Origin of the sequence: Streptomyces sp. HNM0645, from assembly GCF_030056615.1 — a bacterium.
GTDB lineage: Bacteria > Actinomycetota > Actinomycetes > Streptomycetales > Streptomycetaceae > Streptomyces > Streptomyces marianii.
In genome coordinates, this window is sequence record NZ_JASHLT010000004.1 from 18,723 (window position 1) to 34,006 (window position 15,284).

At 69.1% G+C, this 15,284-nt stretch carries 12 protein-coding genes; 10 read left to right on the forward strand and 2 right to left on the reverse strand.

Annotated elements, in window-relative coordinates:
- Nucleotides 1-6: 6 nt before the first annotated feature.
- Entirely contained in the window at nt 7-825 is an 819-nt protein-coding gene (sdhC, locus tag QMZ92_RS03400) for a succinate dehydrogenase subunit SdhC (RefSeq protein WP_283295731.1), read from the reverse strand.
- Between the two features lie 8 nt (nt 826-833).
- The gene (locus tag QMZ92_RS03405) at nt 834-1,064 is read right to left on the reverse strand and encodes an Rv0250c family protein (protein WP_283295732.1); all 231 of its coding nucleotides are present in this window, start codon (nt 1,062-1,064) and stop codon (nt 834-836) included.
- Between the two features lie 304 nt (nt 1,065-1,368).
- Here QMZ92_RS03405 and QMZ92_RS03410 point away from each other — a divergent pair, with 304 nt between their 5' ends.
- The 10 genes from QMZ92_RS03410 (at nt 1,369) to QMZ92_RS03455 (ending at nt 15,254) form a co-directional block, all read left to right on the forward strand.
- Nucleotides 1,369-3,750, forward strand: a complete 2,382-nt coding sequence (locus QMZ92_RS03410) for an ABC transporter substrate-binding protein (protein WP_283295733.1) — start codon at nt 1,369-1,371, stop codon at nt 3,748-3,750.
- Nucleotides 3,751-4,130: 380 nt separating this feature from the next.
- Complete coding sequence (gene typA, locus QMZ92_RS03415; protein WP_283295734.1) at nt 4,131-6,038, forward strand: translational GTPase TypA; 1,908 nt, start codon at nt 4,131-4,133, stop codon at nt 6,036-6,038.
- Nucleotides 6,039-6,678: 640 nt separating this feature from the next.
- Nucleotides 6,679-8,319 (forward strand): peptide ABC transporter substrate-binding protein, encoded by a 1,641-nt coding sequence (locus QMZ92_RS03420; protein WP_283295735.1) that lies wholly within the window; start codon nt 6,679-6,681, stop codon nt 8,317-8,319.
- Nucleotides 8,320-8,488: 169 nt separating this feature from the next.
- Nucleotides 8,489-9,421, forward strand: a complete 933-nt coding sequence (locus QMZ92_RS03425) for an ABC transporter permease (protein ID WP_283295858.1) — start codon at nt 8,489-8,491, stop codon at nt 9,419-9,421.
- Nucleotides 9,414-10,367, forward strand: coding sequence for an ABC transporter permease (locus tag QMZ92_RS03430; protein ID WP_283295736.1), 954 nt, complete (start codon nt 9,414-9,416; stop codon nt 10,365-10,367). The genes QMZ92_RS03425 and QMZ92_RS03430 overlap by 8 nt, the downstream gene beginning before the upstream one ends.
- 11 nt (nt 10,368-10,378) lie before the next feature.
- Entirely contained in the window at nt 10,379-11,434 is a 1,056-nt protein-coding gene (locus QMZ92_RS03435) for an ABC transporter ATP-binding protein (protein WP_283295737.1), read from the forward strand.
- Nucleotides 11,427-12,572: an ABC transporter ATP-binding protein gene (locus QMZ92_RS03440; RefSeq protein ID WP_283295738.1), complete on the forward strand. Its 1,146-nt coding sequence runs from the start codon at nt 11,427-11,429 to the stop codon at nt 12,570-12,572. Before QMZ92_RS03435 ends, QMZ92_RS03440 begins: the two co-directional genes overlap by 8 nt.
- 118 nt (nt 12,573-12,690) lie before the next feature.
- Nucleotides 12,691-13,050: a tetratricopeptide repeat protein gene (locus QMZ92_RS03445; RefSeq protein ID WP_283295739.1), complete on the forward strand. Its 360-nt coding sequence runs from the start codon at nt 12,691-12,693 to the stop codon at nt 13,048-13,050.
- A complete protein-coding gene (locus QMZ92_RS03450) occupies nt 13,047-13,421 on the forward strand; it encodes a hypothetical protein (protein WP_283295740.1) in 375 nt (124 codons plus the stop codon). Before QMZ92_RS03445 ends, QMZ92_RS03450 begins: the two co-directional genes overlap by 4 nt.
- A 207-nt stretch (nt 13,422-13,628) precedes the next feature.
- On the forward strand, nt 13,629-15,254 hold the full coding sequence (locus QMZ92_RS03455; protein WP_283295741.1) for a peptide ABC transporter substrate-binding protein: 1,626 nt from the start codon (nt 13,629-13,631) through the stop codon (nt 15,252-15,254).
- The last annotated feature ends 30 nt before the right edge of the window (nt 15,255-15,284 follow it).

Here is a 15,284-nt window from a genome sequence, read left to right on the forward strand (position 1 = left end):
TTTCCCCTAGAAGAAGCGCGGATCGGCGAAGGCGCCGGAGGCGAGCAGGTAGACGTAGAAGTCCGCGAGGGCGACACTGATCAACGACGCCCAGGCAAGCAGCATGTGACGCTCGTTCAGCCTGCCCACGAACCCCCACATCCGGTAGCGCACCGGGTGCTTGGAGAAGTGGCGCAGCCGGCCGCCGATGATGTGCCGGCAGGAGTGGCAGGACAGGGTGTACGCCCAGATCAGCACGATGTTGACGAGGAACACCAGGGTGCCGAGGCCCATGTGGCCCCAGGCGTAGGTCTCGTCGCGGAAGGCGAGCACCGTGTCGTACGTGAGGATGCCCGCCACCGGCAGCGCCGCGTAGAAGAAGTAGCGGTGCATGTTCTGCAGGATCAGCGGGAAGCGGGTCTCACCGGTGTACTTCGCGTGCGGCTCGGCGACCGCGCAGGCCGGGGGCGAGGCCCAGAAGCCCCGGTAGTAGGCCTTGCGGTAGTAGTAGCAGGTCAGCCGGAAGCCTAGCGGGAAGATCAGGATCAGCAGGGCGGGGGACAGGCCCCACCAGGTGCCGAAGATCTCCCAGTTGGGGCCGCCCCTCATGGGCACGCAGTTCTCGGCGAGACAGGGCGAGTAGAACGGCGAGACGTACGGCGCGGCGTAGTAGTCGCTGTTCGAGAAGGCCCGCCAGGTCGAGTAGACGATGAAGGCGAGCAGACCGCCGGCGGTCGCGGCGGGCGCGAGCCACCAGCGGTCGGTCCTGAGGTGGCGGGTGGCGATGGCGGCGCGCGTGGCGCCGCGTACACCCGTGTCGGTATGAGGTTCGGTGCCAGTGGCCAACGAAGCTCCTAGGGCGCGTGCCGGTCGCGCGCACCCAGGCCTTCGTCGTCCGAGTCCGTCCACAGTGAACTGTCGTACGGGGTGTCGGGAATGGTGACCAGGTCTTCGGGGCGGCCGGCCGGCTGGGTCCGGGGTGCGTCCTCCCGCGTGTGCGTGAGGCTCCGCTCCAGCCGTTCGACCGTTCGGGTCAGGTCGTCGAGACGGCGTTTGACGTCCGTCAACTCGTCCTGCAGGGACATGAACTGCCCTCGCTTCCGCGGTCGCGGGTGGCATGCGGGTGTCTGGGGCTGTCCCCCAGAGGGCTGTGCGTGCGCCTGCGAGTGTTGCGCGTCACATCCCTCCTTGTGAAGGCGTGTGCACCGATTCGCGGCGCGCGCCACCCGTTAGGGGCTCCCCGTACGGCCGCATGGGTGGGGTTTTCGGACCGCTCCGTCGTGTCGGCGTCACGCTCCGCCCTCCGTCCCCTTCAGTGTAGGCGCAATAGGTGTGATCATCTCCAAAATCCACCAAAGGTCCAGCTAACCGGACGAAGGGGTACATGTCATGTCCGAGGTCGACGCCCCACGCGGGAGGACATGCTCCCGTACGCCCTGCTTCCGCACCTCCCGGTCCCGGTCCGGCCGCTCCCGCACGCCGCGCTCGGTGGCACTGCTCGCGAGCGGCGTGCTCGTCCTGCCGGTGCTGGCCGGCTGCACGTCCGGGGAGGGCGGGGCCGAGGCCGTGGCGGTGCCCGCGGACATCGGCCAGGCCGGGCGCAACCAGGTCGAGCAGGGCGGCACACTGCGGTGGGCCGTCGACTCCGTACCCACCACGCTCAACGCGTTCCAGGCCGACGCGGACGGCGCCACCGCCCGCGTCGCCGGTGCCGTGCTCCCCTCCCTCTTCACGCTGGACCAGCGGGGCCGTCCGCAGCTCAACCCCGACTACCTGGAGTCGGCCGAACTCGTGGACCGCGAGCCCAAGCAGGTCGTGCTCTACAAGCTCAACCAGGAAGCCGTCTGGACCGACGGGCGGGAGATCGGCGCGCCGGACTTCGTCGCCCAGTGGCGGGCGCTGAACGGCAAGGACTCGGCGTACTGGACGGCGCGCAACGCCGGTTACGAGCGCATTGAGAAGATCGAGCGCGGCAAGAGCGACCTGGAGGTCAGGGTCACCTTCGCCCGGCCGTACGCCGACTGGCGGTCACTGTTCTCCCCGCTCTACCCGAAGGAGACCATGGGCGCCCCCGCGTCCTTCAACGACGGGGCCCGCACGGAGCTGCCGGTGACCGCGGGGCCGTTCGCCCTGCAGAAGGTCGACGGTGAGGACGGCACCGTCACGCTCGTCCGCAACCCGCGCTGGTGGGGTGACCCGGCCAAGCTCGACTCGCTCGTACTGCGGGCGGTGCCGCGCGACCGGCGTGCCGCGGCGCTCGCCACCGGCGCCGTCGATCTGGCCGAGATCGACCGGGGCGTCGCGGACCGTATCGCCGTGGCACGCAAGGGCCAGGGGGGCGGCGGCGGTGACAGCGGGCCGGGCGCGGCAGCGGAGGCGGGGGAGCCCGCCGACTCCGAGCAGGAACGTTCCGCCGGGAGGGTCGGCGAGGGCGGGAGCACGCTGCTCGCACGCGAGCGCGGAGACGCCGGACCGGCGAGGTTCGCCAGCGAGCAGACTGCGTTGCGCGGATTCGTGGTCCGCAAGTCCCTGGAGCCCGCGTACACCCAACTCGCGCTCAACGGCGAGTCGGGGCCGCTGGCGGACGAGCGGGTGCGGCGCGCCGTGGCCCGGGCCCTGGACCGCCGGGAGCTCGCCGAGACGGTGCTGAAGCCCCTCGGCCTGCCCGCGAAGCCCGTCGGCAGCCACCTCGCGCTCGCGGGGCAGCCGGGGTACGCCGACAGCAGCGGCGCCCTCGGCGGCCAGGACACCGCGGAGGCCCGGGCGCTGCTCGCCGACGCGGGCTGGACCCGGGAGGGTGCCCGGGCGGCCGAGTCCGACACGAAGGCGGGACCCGAGAAGAGCCCGGCGGCCGGGAGCAGCCCGACGGTGCAGGGTCCGTCCGCACAGAGTCCGGCGGCGCGGAGCGCGTCCCCGGGTGGTCCCGCCGCGGGCGGCTCGCCCTCCGCAAGTCGCCCGGCGTCGCCCAGCGCCTCGCCGAGCCCGGTGGCCGGAGGCGGTGCCCGCGCCGGGGCCGTCGGCGCGGTCGTCCCCGCCGCGGGCGGGGACGACAAGCCCGGCGCCGACCGTGGCGCGGCGGCCCCCGCAGGCAGTGACGGGGACAAGGCGATGCCCGAGGCGCACAAGCGGGAGGGCGGGGTCGCGGGTGCCTACGCGCCGGTCGGCACCAGGGCCCCGGGCCGGAGCCCGGTCGCGGGACCGCTCGGGAAGGACGGTGAGCCGCTCAGCCTCCGCTTCGTGCTGCCCTCCGGCCCGGGCTCCGAGCCGCTGCGCGCGGTCGGGGACCGCATCCGCAGGATGCTCGACGAGGTGGGGATCCGGACCGAGGTGAAGAAGGTCGCCGAGGACAGCTTCTTCAAGGACCACATCGCCTCCGGGCACTACGACCTCGCCCTCTGGTCCTGGCCGGCCACGGCCTACCCGGCGACGGACGCCCGTCCGATCTACGCCAAGCCCGAGCCCGCGACGGACGGGTCGCTGCTGGTGGAGCAGAACTACACCCGGGTCGGGACGGACCGTATCGACCAGCTCTTCGACGAGGCCGTCTCCGAGCTGGACGAGAGGAAGTCCCGCGACCTGATGAAGCAGGTCGACGCCCGCATCTGGGCCGCGGCGGCGTCCATCCCGCTCTACCAGCGCCCGGAGCTGGTGGCCGCCAAGCACGACCTCGCCAACGCAGGCGCCTTCGGCTTCTCGGCACCGCGCTACCAGGACATCGGCTTCGTGAAGGCGAAGCCGGCGCACGGGGCCGGGGCGGATTCCAGGAGGTAACGGCCCAGGCGGCGCGGCCGCCCCGGCGGGGCCGCCGGTCCCGGGTGCGCCGTGCGGCGGCCGCCCGGTGCCGGCCTACCCGTCCGGCGGAGGAAGCGTCGGCGCAGGCCCTGCCGGACCGGCTCCGCCGCCCCGGGCCCCGGGAGGCGCTGTTCCGCCCCGGCGGAACGATCCCCTCCGGTGATCCGGACCTCAGAAGCAGCTCAATTCCCTTGCCCGCCGGAGCTCCCGGCGGGCAAGGTCGTCCCGGGTCGGATCGGGCCGGGAAGCCCTCTGCGCGGCGGCCCCGTACCATGGACACAGCCGTGGCGCGTCCGCCCGGCGGGCGTAAGAGGAAACAGACGCCGCATCCCACGATCCGAGAGAAGCGCAAGCCACCCATGCCCACGCGCCACGACATCCGCAACGTCGCCATCGTCGCCCACGTCGACCACGGCAAGACGACCATCGTCGACGCCATGCTGAAGCAGGCCGGAGCCTTCGCCGCGCACCAGCTCGACTCCGTCGACGACCGGGTCATGGACTCGAACGACCTGGAGCGTGAGAAGGGCATCACGATCCTCGCCAAGAACACGGCGGTGAAGTACCACCCCAAGGACGGCGGGGCCCCGATCACCATCAACATCATCGACACCCCCGGCCACGCCGACTTCGGCGGCGAGGTCGAGCGCGGTCTGTCGATGGTCGACGGCGTGGTGCTGCTGGTGGACGCCTCCGAGGGCCCGCTCCCGCAGACGCGCTTCGTGCTCCGCAAGGCGCTCCAGCGCCGGATGCCCGTCATCCTGTGCATCAACAAGACCGACCGCCCGGACTCCCGGATCGACGAGGTCGTCAACGAGACCTACGACCTCTTCCTCGACCTGGACGCCGACGAGGACCAGATCGAGTTCCCGATCGTCTACGCCTGCGGCCGTGACGGCATCGCGTCGCTGACCAAGCCGGAGGACGGCACCGTCCCGGCCGACAGCGAGAACCTCGAGCCGTTCTTCTCCACCATCCTGGAGCACATCCCCGCCCCCACCTACGACGAGGACGCCCCCCTCCAGGCCCACGTCACCAACCTCGACGCCGACAACTTCCTCGGCCGTATCGCGCTGCTGCGCGTCGAGCAGGGCGAGCTCCGCAAGGGCCAGACCGTGGCGTGGATCAAGCGCGACGGCTCTATCTCCAACGTCCGCATCTCCGAGCTGATGATGACCGAGGCGCTCACCCGCAAGCCCGCCGAGGTCGCGGGCCCCGGCGACATCTGCGCCGTCGCGGGCATCCCCGACATCATGATCGGCGAGACCCTGGCCGACCCGGAGAACCCGGTCGCGCTGCCGCTGATCACGGTCGACGAGCCGGCCATCTCCATGACCATCGGTACGAACGCCTCGCCCCTGGTCGGCCGCGGCGGCACCGGCAAGGGCGCCGACGCCAAGGCCGCGGTGAAGGACCGCAAGGTCACCGCGCGCCAGGTGAAGGACCGCCTGGACCGCGAGCTCATCGGTAACGTCTCGCTCCGCGTCCTGGAGACCGAGCGCCCCGACGCCTGGGAGGTGCAGGGCCGCGGTGAGCTGGCGCTGGCCATCCTCGTCGAGACCATGCGCCGGGAGGGCTTCGAGCTGACCATCGGCAAGCCGCAGGTGGTCACCAAGGAGGTCGACGGCAAGGTCCACGAGCCGGTCGAGCGCATGACCATCGACGTGCCGGAGGAGCACATGGGCGCCGTGACGCAGCTCATGGGCGTCCGCAAGGGCCGCATGGACAACATGTCCAACCACGGCTCGGGGTGGGTCCGTATGGAGTTCGTGGTGCCGTCCCGCGGCCTCATCGGCTTCCGTACGGAGTTCCTGACGCAGACCCGCGGCACGGGCATCGCCCACTCCATCCACGAGGGCCACGAGCCGTGGTTCGGCACGCTGACGACCCGTAACAACGGCTCGCTGGTTGCCGACCGCTCCGGCGCGGTCACCGCCTTCGCGATGACCAATCTCCAGGAGCGCGGTGTGCTCTTCGTGGAGCCGGGCACCGAGGTGTACGAGGGCATGATCGTCGGTGAGAACTCCCGCTCCGACGACATGGACGTCAACATCACCAAGGAGAAGAAGCTCACCAACATGCGGTCGTCGACCGCCGACGTGTCCGAGTCGATCGTCCCGCCGCGGAAGCTGTCGCTGGAGCAGTCCCTGGAGTTCTGCCGCGACGACGAGTGCGTCGAGGTGACCCCGGAGGCCGTCCGCATCCGCAAGGTGAACCTGGACGCGCGTGAGCGCGCCCGCGCGGCCTCCCGCGCCAAGCACGGCTGACACACGGACGCTCGTCGAGCACGGCCTGATGCGCGCTTGGCCCGGCTGACGCGAGTCGAGCACGGCCAGACGCGCGCCTCATCCAGCCACTGCCGGCCCGGACACGTCTCTTCGGCCCGTAGGCGCTCCACGGAGCGGCTACGGGCCGAAGTGCTGCCCGCCGACCGCCGGGTGCACCCAGGCCGTGAAGAGCGGTCCCGTGCCCGCCGGAGGCGTGCCCCGGTGGTGAGGGGGTATCAGGAGCCGAGTCGGCCGTCGGCCCGCGCCCATGGACCCGGGACGTTCGTCAACTTGATTTGGGCCCTTGGCTCTGACCCTTGCGTCCGTTTAGCGAACGGTGATCACCGGAACATGGGTTAACAGTCCGTTTCGCGGCTGTCTGTCTGTGCTCGTTTTGTCCGGATTTCGGGCCGGACGCATGCGTCGATGTTGTCAAAACGAGACCCTTTAAGTGTGGTTTACAGCCCCAGCCTCCTTAATAGTTGGCTCCATTGAGCTCGGGTCAATGGGTCAAGCGCTGTGGGGAGCGCCGACTCGCGAGCACACTCGGGGCACTTGACAAGCACGCTGGCAGGGGTGTCAGCGCGCGTAGATCCGGTGCCCATCTTGTAGTGACTAGTGGACTCATGAGGAGGAACCCATGCGCGGTGCCAAGAGTGCCAAGTGGGTAGTGGGCGCGATCGTCGTCGCCCTGGCAGCGACCGCCTGCGGCGGGGGCAGTGACAGTGGCTCCAAGGCCGGCAAGGGTACGGTCGACCCCAACGGCATCTTCTCCGTCGAGCTCGGTGAGCCGGAGAAGCTCCTGCACACCGGTGACACGATGGAGTCCAACGGCTCCTTGGTCATGGACGGCCTGTTCTCGCGTCTCGTCGACTACAAGGCCGACGGCTCACTCGAGATGATCAACGCCGAGTCCGTGGAGACCACCGACTCGAAGACGTGGACTGTCAAGCTGAAGCCGGGCTGGACCTTCCACGACGGTACTCCGGTCACCGCCAAGTCCTACGTGGACGCGTGGAACTGGAACGCCGACATCACCAACGCCCAGGGCCTGGCGTCCTGGTTCGCTGACGTCAAGGGCTTCGAGGCCCTGCACCCGGAGAAGGAAGGCGCGAAGCCGACCGCCAAGGCCATGGAGGGCCTCAAGGTCGTCGACGACAACACCTTCACCATCGAGCTGAAGAACCCGGTTCCGTACTTCGCTCACAAGCTCGCCTACATCGTCTTCGCGCCGCTGCCGGAGTCCTTCTACAAGGACCCGAAGGCCGCGGGCGAGAAGCCGGTCGGCAACGGTCCCTACAAGTTCGAGAGCTGGGACCACAAGAAGCAGATCAAGATCGTCCGCTACGACGACTACAAGGGCCCGAACAAGGCGAAGAACGGCGGTGTGGTCTTCAAGAACTACACCAATCTCGAGGCCGCTTACGAGGACCTCAAGTCCGGCAACGTGGACGTCCTGCGCCAGCTCGCCCCGAAGGACCTGCCGGTCTACCGCCAGGACCTCGGCGACCGTGCCGTGGACCAGGCCTACTCCGCCGTCCAGACGCTGGCCATCGCGTTCTACGCCGACCAGTGGAAGAAGCCGAAGGCTGTCGACCCGAAGGTCATCCAGGGTCTGTCCATGGCCATCGACCGCGACACCATCACCAAGACGGTGCTGGAGGGTACGCGTGAGCCGGCCACCGGCTGGGTCGCCAAGGGCGTCCTCGGCTTCCAGCCGAACGCCACGGGCGACGTCACCAAGTTCGACGCCGCCAAGGCCAAGGAACTGATCAAGGCGGGTGGCGGCGTTCCGAACAACGCCATCACCATCCAGTACAACGCGGACGGCGGCCACAAGGAGTGGGTCGACGCGGTCTGCAACAGCATCACCCAGGCCACCGGTGTCAAGTGCACCGGCGACAGCAAGCCGGACTTCCAGGCCGACCTGACCGCTCGTAAGAACCAGCAGGTCAAGTCGATCTACCGCTCCGGCTGGGTGCTGGACTACCCGGTCAACTCCAACTTCATCAGCGACCTGTTCCGCACGGGCGCTGCCGGTAACCAGGGCGGCTTCACCAGCAAGACCCTGGACGCGCAGATCGCGAAGGCCGACTCCGCGTCGTCGCTCGAGGAGTCGGTGAAGCAGTTCCAGGCCATCGAGAAGGACCTGGTCAACTACATGCCGTCGATCCCGCTCTGGTACTACAAGGTCAACGCGGGCTACTCGGAGAAGGTCTCCGGCGTTCAGTACGGCCAGGACGGCGACCCGATCCTGACCGGCGTCGAGGTCAAGAAGTAATCACCCAAGCGTAGTCCGCACGCCGTGTGCGGGGCCGGCCTCCGCCGGTCCCGCCCCGGCGACTTAAGCAGCGGCTGGGGGCCCTTCCACGACATCCGCGTGCTCACTGGGGACGCGGATGCCGGGGGAGGGCTCGTCGGCTGCGGCGGTACATATCAACGGAGGCATGATGGGGCGCTATGTCGCACGACGACTGCTCCAGATGATCCCGGTATTCCTCGGGACAACCTTTCTGATCTTCTTCATGGTCTACAGCCTGCCCGGCGACCCTGTGGCGGGTCTGTTCGGTGACAAGGGCGTCGATCCGGCGACCCTGGCCGCGAAGAGAAAAGAGCTGGGTCTGGATCTTCCGATCTGGCAGCAGTACTGGAACTACATGACCGACATCATCCTGCACTTCGACTTCGGCAACCAGATCCGCAACGGTCGCCCGGTCACTGAAGTGCTGGGTGACGCGTTCCCCATCACCCTGCAGCTCGCCGCGCTGGCTTTCGCCTTCGAGCTGACTTTCGGCATCGCCCTGGGTGTCATCGCGGGCCTGCGCGCCGGACGTCTGGCCGACAACGCGGTCCTGATCTTCACCCTGCTGATCATCTCGGTCCCGGTCTTCGTCCTCGGCTTCATCATCAAGCTGGTCTTCGCCTTCGAACTGGGCTGGATCGCGCCGAACGTCAGCAACGAGCAGAACTGGTCCGAGCTGATCGCACCGGCCATCGTGCTCGGTGGCCTATCACTTGCCTATGTCGCCCGGCTCACCCGTACCTCCATGGCGGAGAACCTGCGCGCCGACTACATGCGCACGGCCGTCGCGAAGGGGCTGCCCAAGCGACGGGTCATCGGCGTGCATCTGATGCGCAACTCGATGATCCCCGTCGTCACCTTCCTGGGCACCGACATCGGCGCCCTGATGGGCGGCGCCGTCGTCACCGAGGGCATCTTCAACGTCAAGGGCGTCGGCGGTCTGATCTACGAGTCGATCACCCGACGTGAGGGCACCACCCTGGTCGGCCTCGTCACCATCCTGGTGCTCGTCTACCTCGTCACCAGCCTGCTCATCGACCTGCTGTACGCGGTCCTGGACCCGAGGATCCGTTATGCCTGACGTGACCAAGACCGCAGTCTCGGCCGAGACCGAGGCCGCCGCCCCCGTCGGCGCGGGCGTCGCGCCCGCGCCGAACAAGGAGAAGGCGCGCAGCCTCTGGGGCGACGCCTGGGCGGATCTGCGCCGCAACCCGTACTTCCTGGTGTCGTCGGTCCTGATCTTCATCCTGCTGGTCATCACCGCCTTCCCGGGCTGGTTCACCAGTGCCTCCCCGACGGCGGGCGACCTGGTGCACCACTACCTCGGCAAGCCGGAGCTCGGCAAGATCGGATCGGACGGCTGGCTGGGCTGGGACGGCCAGGGCCGGTCCGTGTACGCCCGACTGATCCACGGCACGCGTGCCTCGGTCATCGTCGGTATCTGCGTCACCATGATCGTCACCGTCGTCGGCGGCATCTTGGGCATGATCGCCGGATACTTCGGCGGCGTCGTCGACGCGCTCCTGTCGCGGCTCACCGACATCTTCTTCGGCGTCCCGTTCCTGCTCGGCGGCATGGTGATCCTGCAGTCCTTCACGGAACGCACCATCTGGGTGGTCGTCTTCGCCCTGGCGTTCCTCGGCTGGACCCAGATCGCCCGCGTCATGCGCGGTGCCGTGATCACCATCAAGCAGGCCGACTACGTCCACGCGGCGAAGGCGCTCGGCGCCGGCACGACCCGGATCCTGTTCCGGCACATCCTGCCGAACGCCGTGGCCCCGGTGATCGTGGTCGCGACCATCGCGCTCGGCGGTTACATCTCCGCCGAGGCGACCCTGTCGTACCTGGGTCTCGGGCTCTCGTCGCCCATCGTCTCCTGGGGTGTCGACGTTTCCGCCGGTGTCCAGCAGATCCGTACGGCGCAGCACATCCTGCTGTTCCCCTCGATCATGCTGAGCCTCACCGTTCTGGCGTTCATCATGCTCGGCGAAGCAGTCCGCAACGCCCTCGACCCGAAGCTGCGCTGAGGAGGGCGTACGTGACCATCATCGACAACACCGCGACGGTCCCCGCGCCGCGTGACGGCGCCGACAACGGGCCGCTGCTCGAAGTCCGCGACCTGCACGTGGAGTTCCACACCCGGGACGGCGTGGCGAAGGCCGTCAACGGCGTCAACTACTCGGTGAACGCCGGTGAGACGCTGGCCGTGCTGGGTGAGTCCGGCTCCGGCAAGTCCGTCACCGCGCAGGCCATCATGGGCATCCTCGACATGCCGCCCGGAAAGATCCCGCGCGGCGAGATCCTCTTCCGCGGCGAGGACATGCTCAGGATGTCCTACGAGGAGCGGCGGAAGATCCGCGGCCGGAAGATCGCGATGATCTTCCAGGACGCCCTCTCCTCGCTGAACCCGGTACTGACCGTCGGCTACCAGCTCGGCGAGATGTTCCGCGTGCATCACGGTCTCTCCAAGAAGGAGGCCAAGACCAAGGCCGTCGAGCTGATGGACAAGGTCAAGATCCCGGCCGCCGCGGCCCGGGTCGACGACTACCCGCACCAGTTCTCGGGCGGTATGCGCCAGCGCATCATGATCGCCATGGCACTGGCGCTGGAGCCGGACCTGATCATCGCGGACGAGCCGACCACCGCGCTCGACGTGACGGTCCAGGCCCAGGTGATGGACCTGCTCGCGGAGCTGCAGCGCGAGTACGAAATGGGTCTGATCCTGATCACCCACGACCTCGGCGTCGTCGCCGACGTGGCGGACAAGATCGCCGTGATGTACGCGGGCCGGATCGTCGAGACCGCGCCGGTGCACGAGCTCTACAAGCGCCCGGCCCACCCGTACACCCGGGGTCTGCTCGACTCGATCCCGCGCCTGGACCAGAAGGGTCAGGAACTGTACGCGATCAAGGGTCTGCCGCCCAACCTGCTGCGGGTGCCGACCGGTTGCGCCTTCAACCCGCGCTGTCCGAAGGCCGACGACATCTGCCGCACGGACATCCCGGCGCTGCACCCGGTGACCGAACAGGACGGCACCGGGCTGCCCGGCCGCGGCAGCGCGTGCCACTTCTGGAAGGAGACGATCCATGGCTGAGCTCAGCAAGAACGACGGGGCCGTGGACGCGACGCCGAACGTGACCGACGTCGAGACGGTCGCCGCCACCGAGGCGGATGCCGCGGCCGCCATCGAGGCGCCGGTCCACCGCGGTGAGCCGATCCTTCAGGTGCGCAACCTGGTCAAGCACTTCCCGTTGACCCAGGGCATCCTCTTCAAGAAGCAGGTCGGCGCGGTCAAGGCAGTGGACGGGGTCTCCTTCGACCTCTACCAGGGCGAGACCCTCGGCATCGTGGGCGAGTCCGGCTGCGGCAAGTCCACGATCGCCAAGCTGCTGATGTCGCTGGAGTCGGCGACGGCCGGTGAGGTCTTCTACAAGGGGCAGGACATCACCCGCCTCTCCGGGCGGGCGTTGAAGGCCGTGCGCCGGAACATCCAGATGGTGTTCCAGGACCCGTACACCTCGCTCAATCCGCGCATGACGGTCGGTGACATCATCGGCGAGCCCTTCGACATCCACCCCGAGGTCGCGCCCAAGGGCGACCGGCGCCGCAAGGTGCAGGAACTGCTGGACGTCGTCGGTCTGAACCCCGAGTACATCAACCGGTACCCGCACCAGTTCTCCGGCGGCCAGCGCCAGCGCATCGGCATCGCCCGCGGCCTCGCGCTGAACCCGGAGATCATCATCTGCGACGAGCCGGTGTCGGCGCTCGACGTCTCCGTGCAGGCGCAGGTGATCAACCTGATGGAGAAGCTGCAGGACGAGTTCAACCTCTCCTACGTCTTCATCGCGCACGACCTGTCGATCGTCCGGCACATCTCCGACCGGGTCGGCGTGATGTACCTGGGCAGGATGGCCGAGATCGGTACGGACGTCCAGATCTACGACCACCCGACGCACCCCTACACCCAGGCTCTGCTGTCGGCGGTGCCGGTCCCGGACCCCGAGGTCCGTGAGGGCCGCGAGCGGATCATCCTCACCGGTGACGTCCCGTCCCCGGCGAACCCGCCGTCCGGCTGCCGCTTCCGGACCCGGTGCTGGAAGGCCCAGGAGAAGTGCGCCACCGAGGTTCCGCTGCTGGCGGTTCCGGAGCGCTTCGTCGGCCAGAACACCCCGGCCGCACACGAGTCGGCGTGCCATTTCGCCGAGGAGAAGGACGTCGTCCACGCGGGATAGGCGCTCGCGGGCCGAACGTTTCGCGCGATGATCCCAGGGCGCCCTTCCGGCAGGGAGGGCGCCCTGGCGCGTGGTGTGCCGGCATGATCGATCGCATGAGGGGAGGCCCCCTGCCCGATTGGCCGTTGAGGCGGCCGGACGTCAGCGGCGCGACTGCTGCGGCCTCGTCGCGGCGCAGCGGGGACGGTTCGCCGAGGCGCTGGAGGCGGTCGGCGGCCGGCTGCCGTACGCCGAGGCGGTCGCGCACGAGGCCCTGGGCTGGGTGTTCGGTGACACCGGTCGTACGGGTCGGGCCGTCGCGTCGTTCGAGGAGGCGCTGCGCCTCGCCCAGCAGGTGGAGAACCGGACGTGCCAGGTGGACTCGCTCGTCGGCATGGCCAACGTCCACCTGGGGAGGACCGCCTCGACCGCGCCGCGGCGCGGCTCGAAGCCGCTCGCGAGGCCGCCCGGGGGACGGACGTCGGCCTCATCGGCGTGACCCTGGCCGCGGCCGAGGCCGAGCGACGCCTCGGCAGACACGCGGGGGCCCGGGAGGAGATGGAGCGTGCCCTGGGCCGGGCCGCTGCGGGCAGCCCGCTCGACCTCCCCCGGCTGTACCACCTCGGGGCAAGGGTCTGCCTGGACACGGACGACGCGGCAGCTGCCGCGCGGTACTGCCGTCTGGCACTTCGCCTTGCAAGGAGATCGGGCCAGGCACTCGAGCACGCTCGCGTCCTGATCACATTGGGGCACGCCCGCCGGGAGCTCGGCGGGGAGTACCCCGCCCGTGCCACCTGGGGGAGGGCTCACTCCGCCCTGGCCGCGCTCGGAGCGCCAGAACGGCACGAGACGGCCGCGCTGCTGGGCTGACGGCAGCCCCTTCGTACAGCAGCTCCGGTCGGTACCCGCCCGTGGCGTCGTGGCTGCCGTGTCCGCGGTACTCGTCCGGCGCACCGGACAGGCACGCGAGCGGCCCAGCGGTCACACACCCGTTGGGCCCAACGGATGTGTGCTTTCCCCTCCGCCGTCAACACATGAAGTGCCCAGGCCGGAGCTGCGATCATCTGGAGGCACGCCATGCGCGGAGCCGCTCACGTCACCCGGGCCGCCTGCGCGGTCGCCGTCGCCCTCGCGACCAGTGCCTGCGGGGGCGGCGGAGCCCCCGCAGGCGGGCCGGACGGGATCGTGACGTCGTCCTGGGGAGACCCCCAGAACCCCCTGGAACCGGCGAACACCAACGAGGTCCAGGGCGGCAAGGTCCTCGACATGATCTTCCGGGGACTGAAGCGCTACGACCCGAGGACGGGCGAGGCGGAGGACATGCTCGCCGAGCGGATCGACACGACCGACTCCGTCGACTTCACCGTCACGATCAAGAGCGGATGGACCTTCTCCAACGGCGAGCCCGTGACCGCGAAGTCCTTCGTCGACGCCTGGAACTACGGCGCACATCTGAGGAACAACCAGCGCAACGCCTACTTCTTCGGTTACATCGAGGGCTACGACCAGGTCCATCCAGCCTCCGGACAGCCCACCGCGCAGACCATGTCCGGGCTGAAGGTCACGGGCGAGCGGACGTTCACCGTCAAGCTCACCCAGAAGTTCTCCACCTGGCCCGAGACCCTCGGCTACGCCGCCTTCGCTCCGCTGCCGAGCAGCTTCTTCTCCGACCACGACGCCTGGCTGGCCCGCCCCGTCGGCAACGGCCCGTACGCCGTCGACAGCTACACCAGGGGCTCCCGGATGTCCCTGCGACGCTGGGACGGCTATCCGGGTGACGACAAGGCGCGCAACGGCGGCGTCGACCTGAAGGTCTACACCGACAGCAACACCGCCTACACCGACCTGACGGCGGGGCACCTCGACCTGGTCGACGACGTGCCGGCGTCCCAGCTCAGGAACGTCGAAGCCGACCTCGGCGACCGCTACATCAACGCCCCGGCCGGCATCATCCAGACCATCGCCTTCCCGTACTACGACCCGGACTGGAACAAGCCGGGGCAGGAGAAGGTCCGCAGGGGCCTGTCGATGGCGATCAACCGGCAGCAGATCACCGACACGATCTTCCAGCGGACCCGCACCCCCGCCAAGGACTGGACCTCCCCGGTCCTCGGCCCCGACGGCGGCTACGACGCGTCGTTGTGCGGCGGCTCGTGCACCTACGACCCCGCCCGGGCGAGGAAGCTGATCGCCGAGGGCGGCGGCATCCCCGGCGGCCAGGTGAAGATCACGTACAACGCCGACACCGGCTCCCACAAGGAGTGGGTCGACGCCGTGTGCAACTCCATCAACAACGCGCTCGGCAACGACCGGGCCTGCGTCGGCAACCCCGTCGGCACCTTCGCCGACTACCGCAACCAGATCACGCGGTCGAAGATGAGCGGCCCCTTCCGGGCGGGCTGGCAGATGGACTACCCGCTCATCCAGAACTTCCTCCAGCCGCTCTACTACACCAACGCCTCGTCCAACGACGGCAAATGGAGCAACGAGGAGTTCGACCGGCTGGTCGACCAGGCCAACGCGGAGACCGACCCCGCCAGGGCGATCGAGACCTTCAAGCAGGCGGAGGGCGTGGTACGGGACCAGATGGCGGCCATCCCGCTCTGGTACCAGAACGGCAGTGCCGGGTACTCCGAGCGGATCTCCAACGTCTCCCTGAACCAGTTCAGCGTCCCCGTCTACGAAGAGATCACCGTCGGCTGACGCACTCGCCCCGGACCCGAGGAGCGCCTC

Excerpts from the sequence above, each read along its gene's own strand:
- QMZ92_RS03405 (WP_283295732.1), bottom strand. The coding sequence starts at position 1,064 with ATGTCCCTGCAGGACGAGTTGACGGACGTCAAACGCCGTCTCGACGAC.
- QMZ92_RS03430 (WP_283295736.1), top strand. The coding sequence starts at position 9,414 with ATGCCTGACGTGACCAAGACCGCAGTCTCGGCCGAGACCGAGGCCGCC.
- QMZ92_RS03440 (WP_283295738.1), top strand. The coding sequence starts at position 11,427 with ATGGCTGAGCTCAGCAAGAACGACGGGGCCGTGGACGCGACGCCGAAC.
- typA (WP_283295734.1), top strand. The coding sequence starts at position 4,131 with ATGCCCACGCGCCACGACATCCGCAACGTCGCCATCGTCGCCCACGTC.
- QMZ92_RS03420 (WP_283295735.1), top strand. The coding sequence starts at position 6,679 with ATGCGCGGTGCCAAGAGTGCCAAGTGGGTAGTGGGCGCGATCGTCGTC.
- QMZ92_RS03455 (WP_283295741.1), top strand. The coding sequence starts at position 13,629 with ATGCGCGGAGCCGCTCACGTCACCCGGGCCGCCTGCGCGGTCGCCGTC.
- QMZ92_RS03410 (WP_283295733.1), top strand. The coding sequence starts at position 1,369 with ATGTCCGAGGTCGACGCCCCACGCGGGAGGACATGCTCCCGTACGCCC.
- QMZ92_RS03425 (WP_283295858.1), top strand. The coding sequence starts at position 8,489 with ATGGGGCGCTATGTCGCACGACGACTGCTCCAGATGATCCCGGTATTC.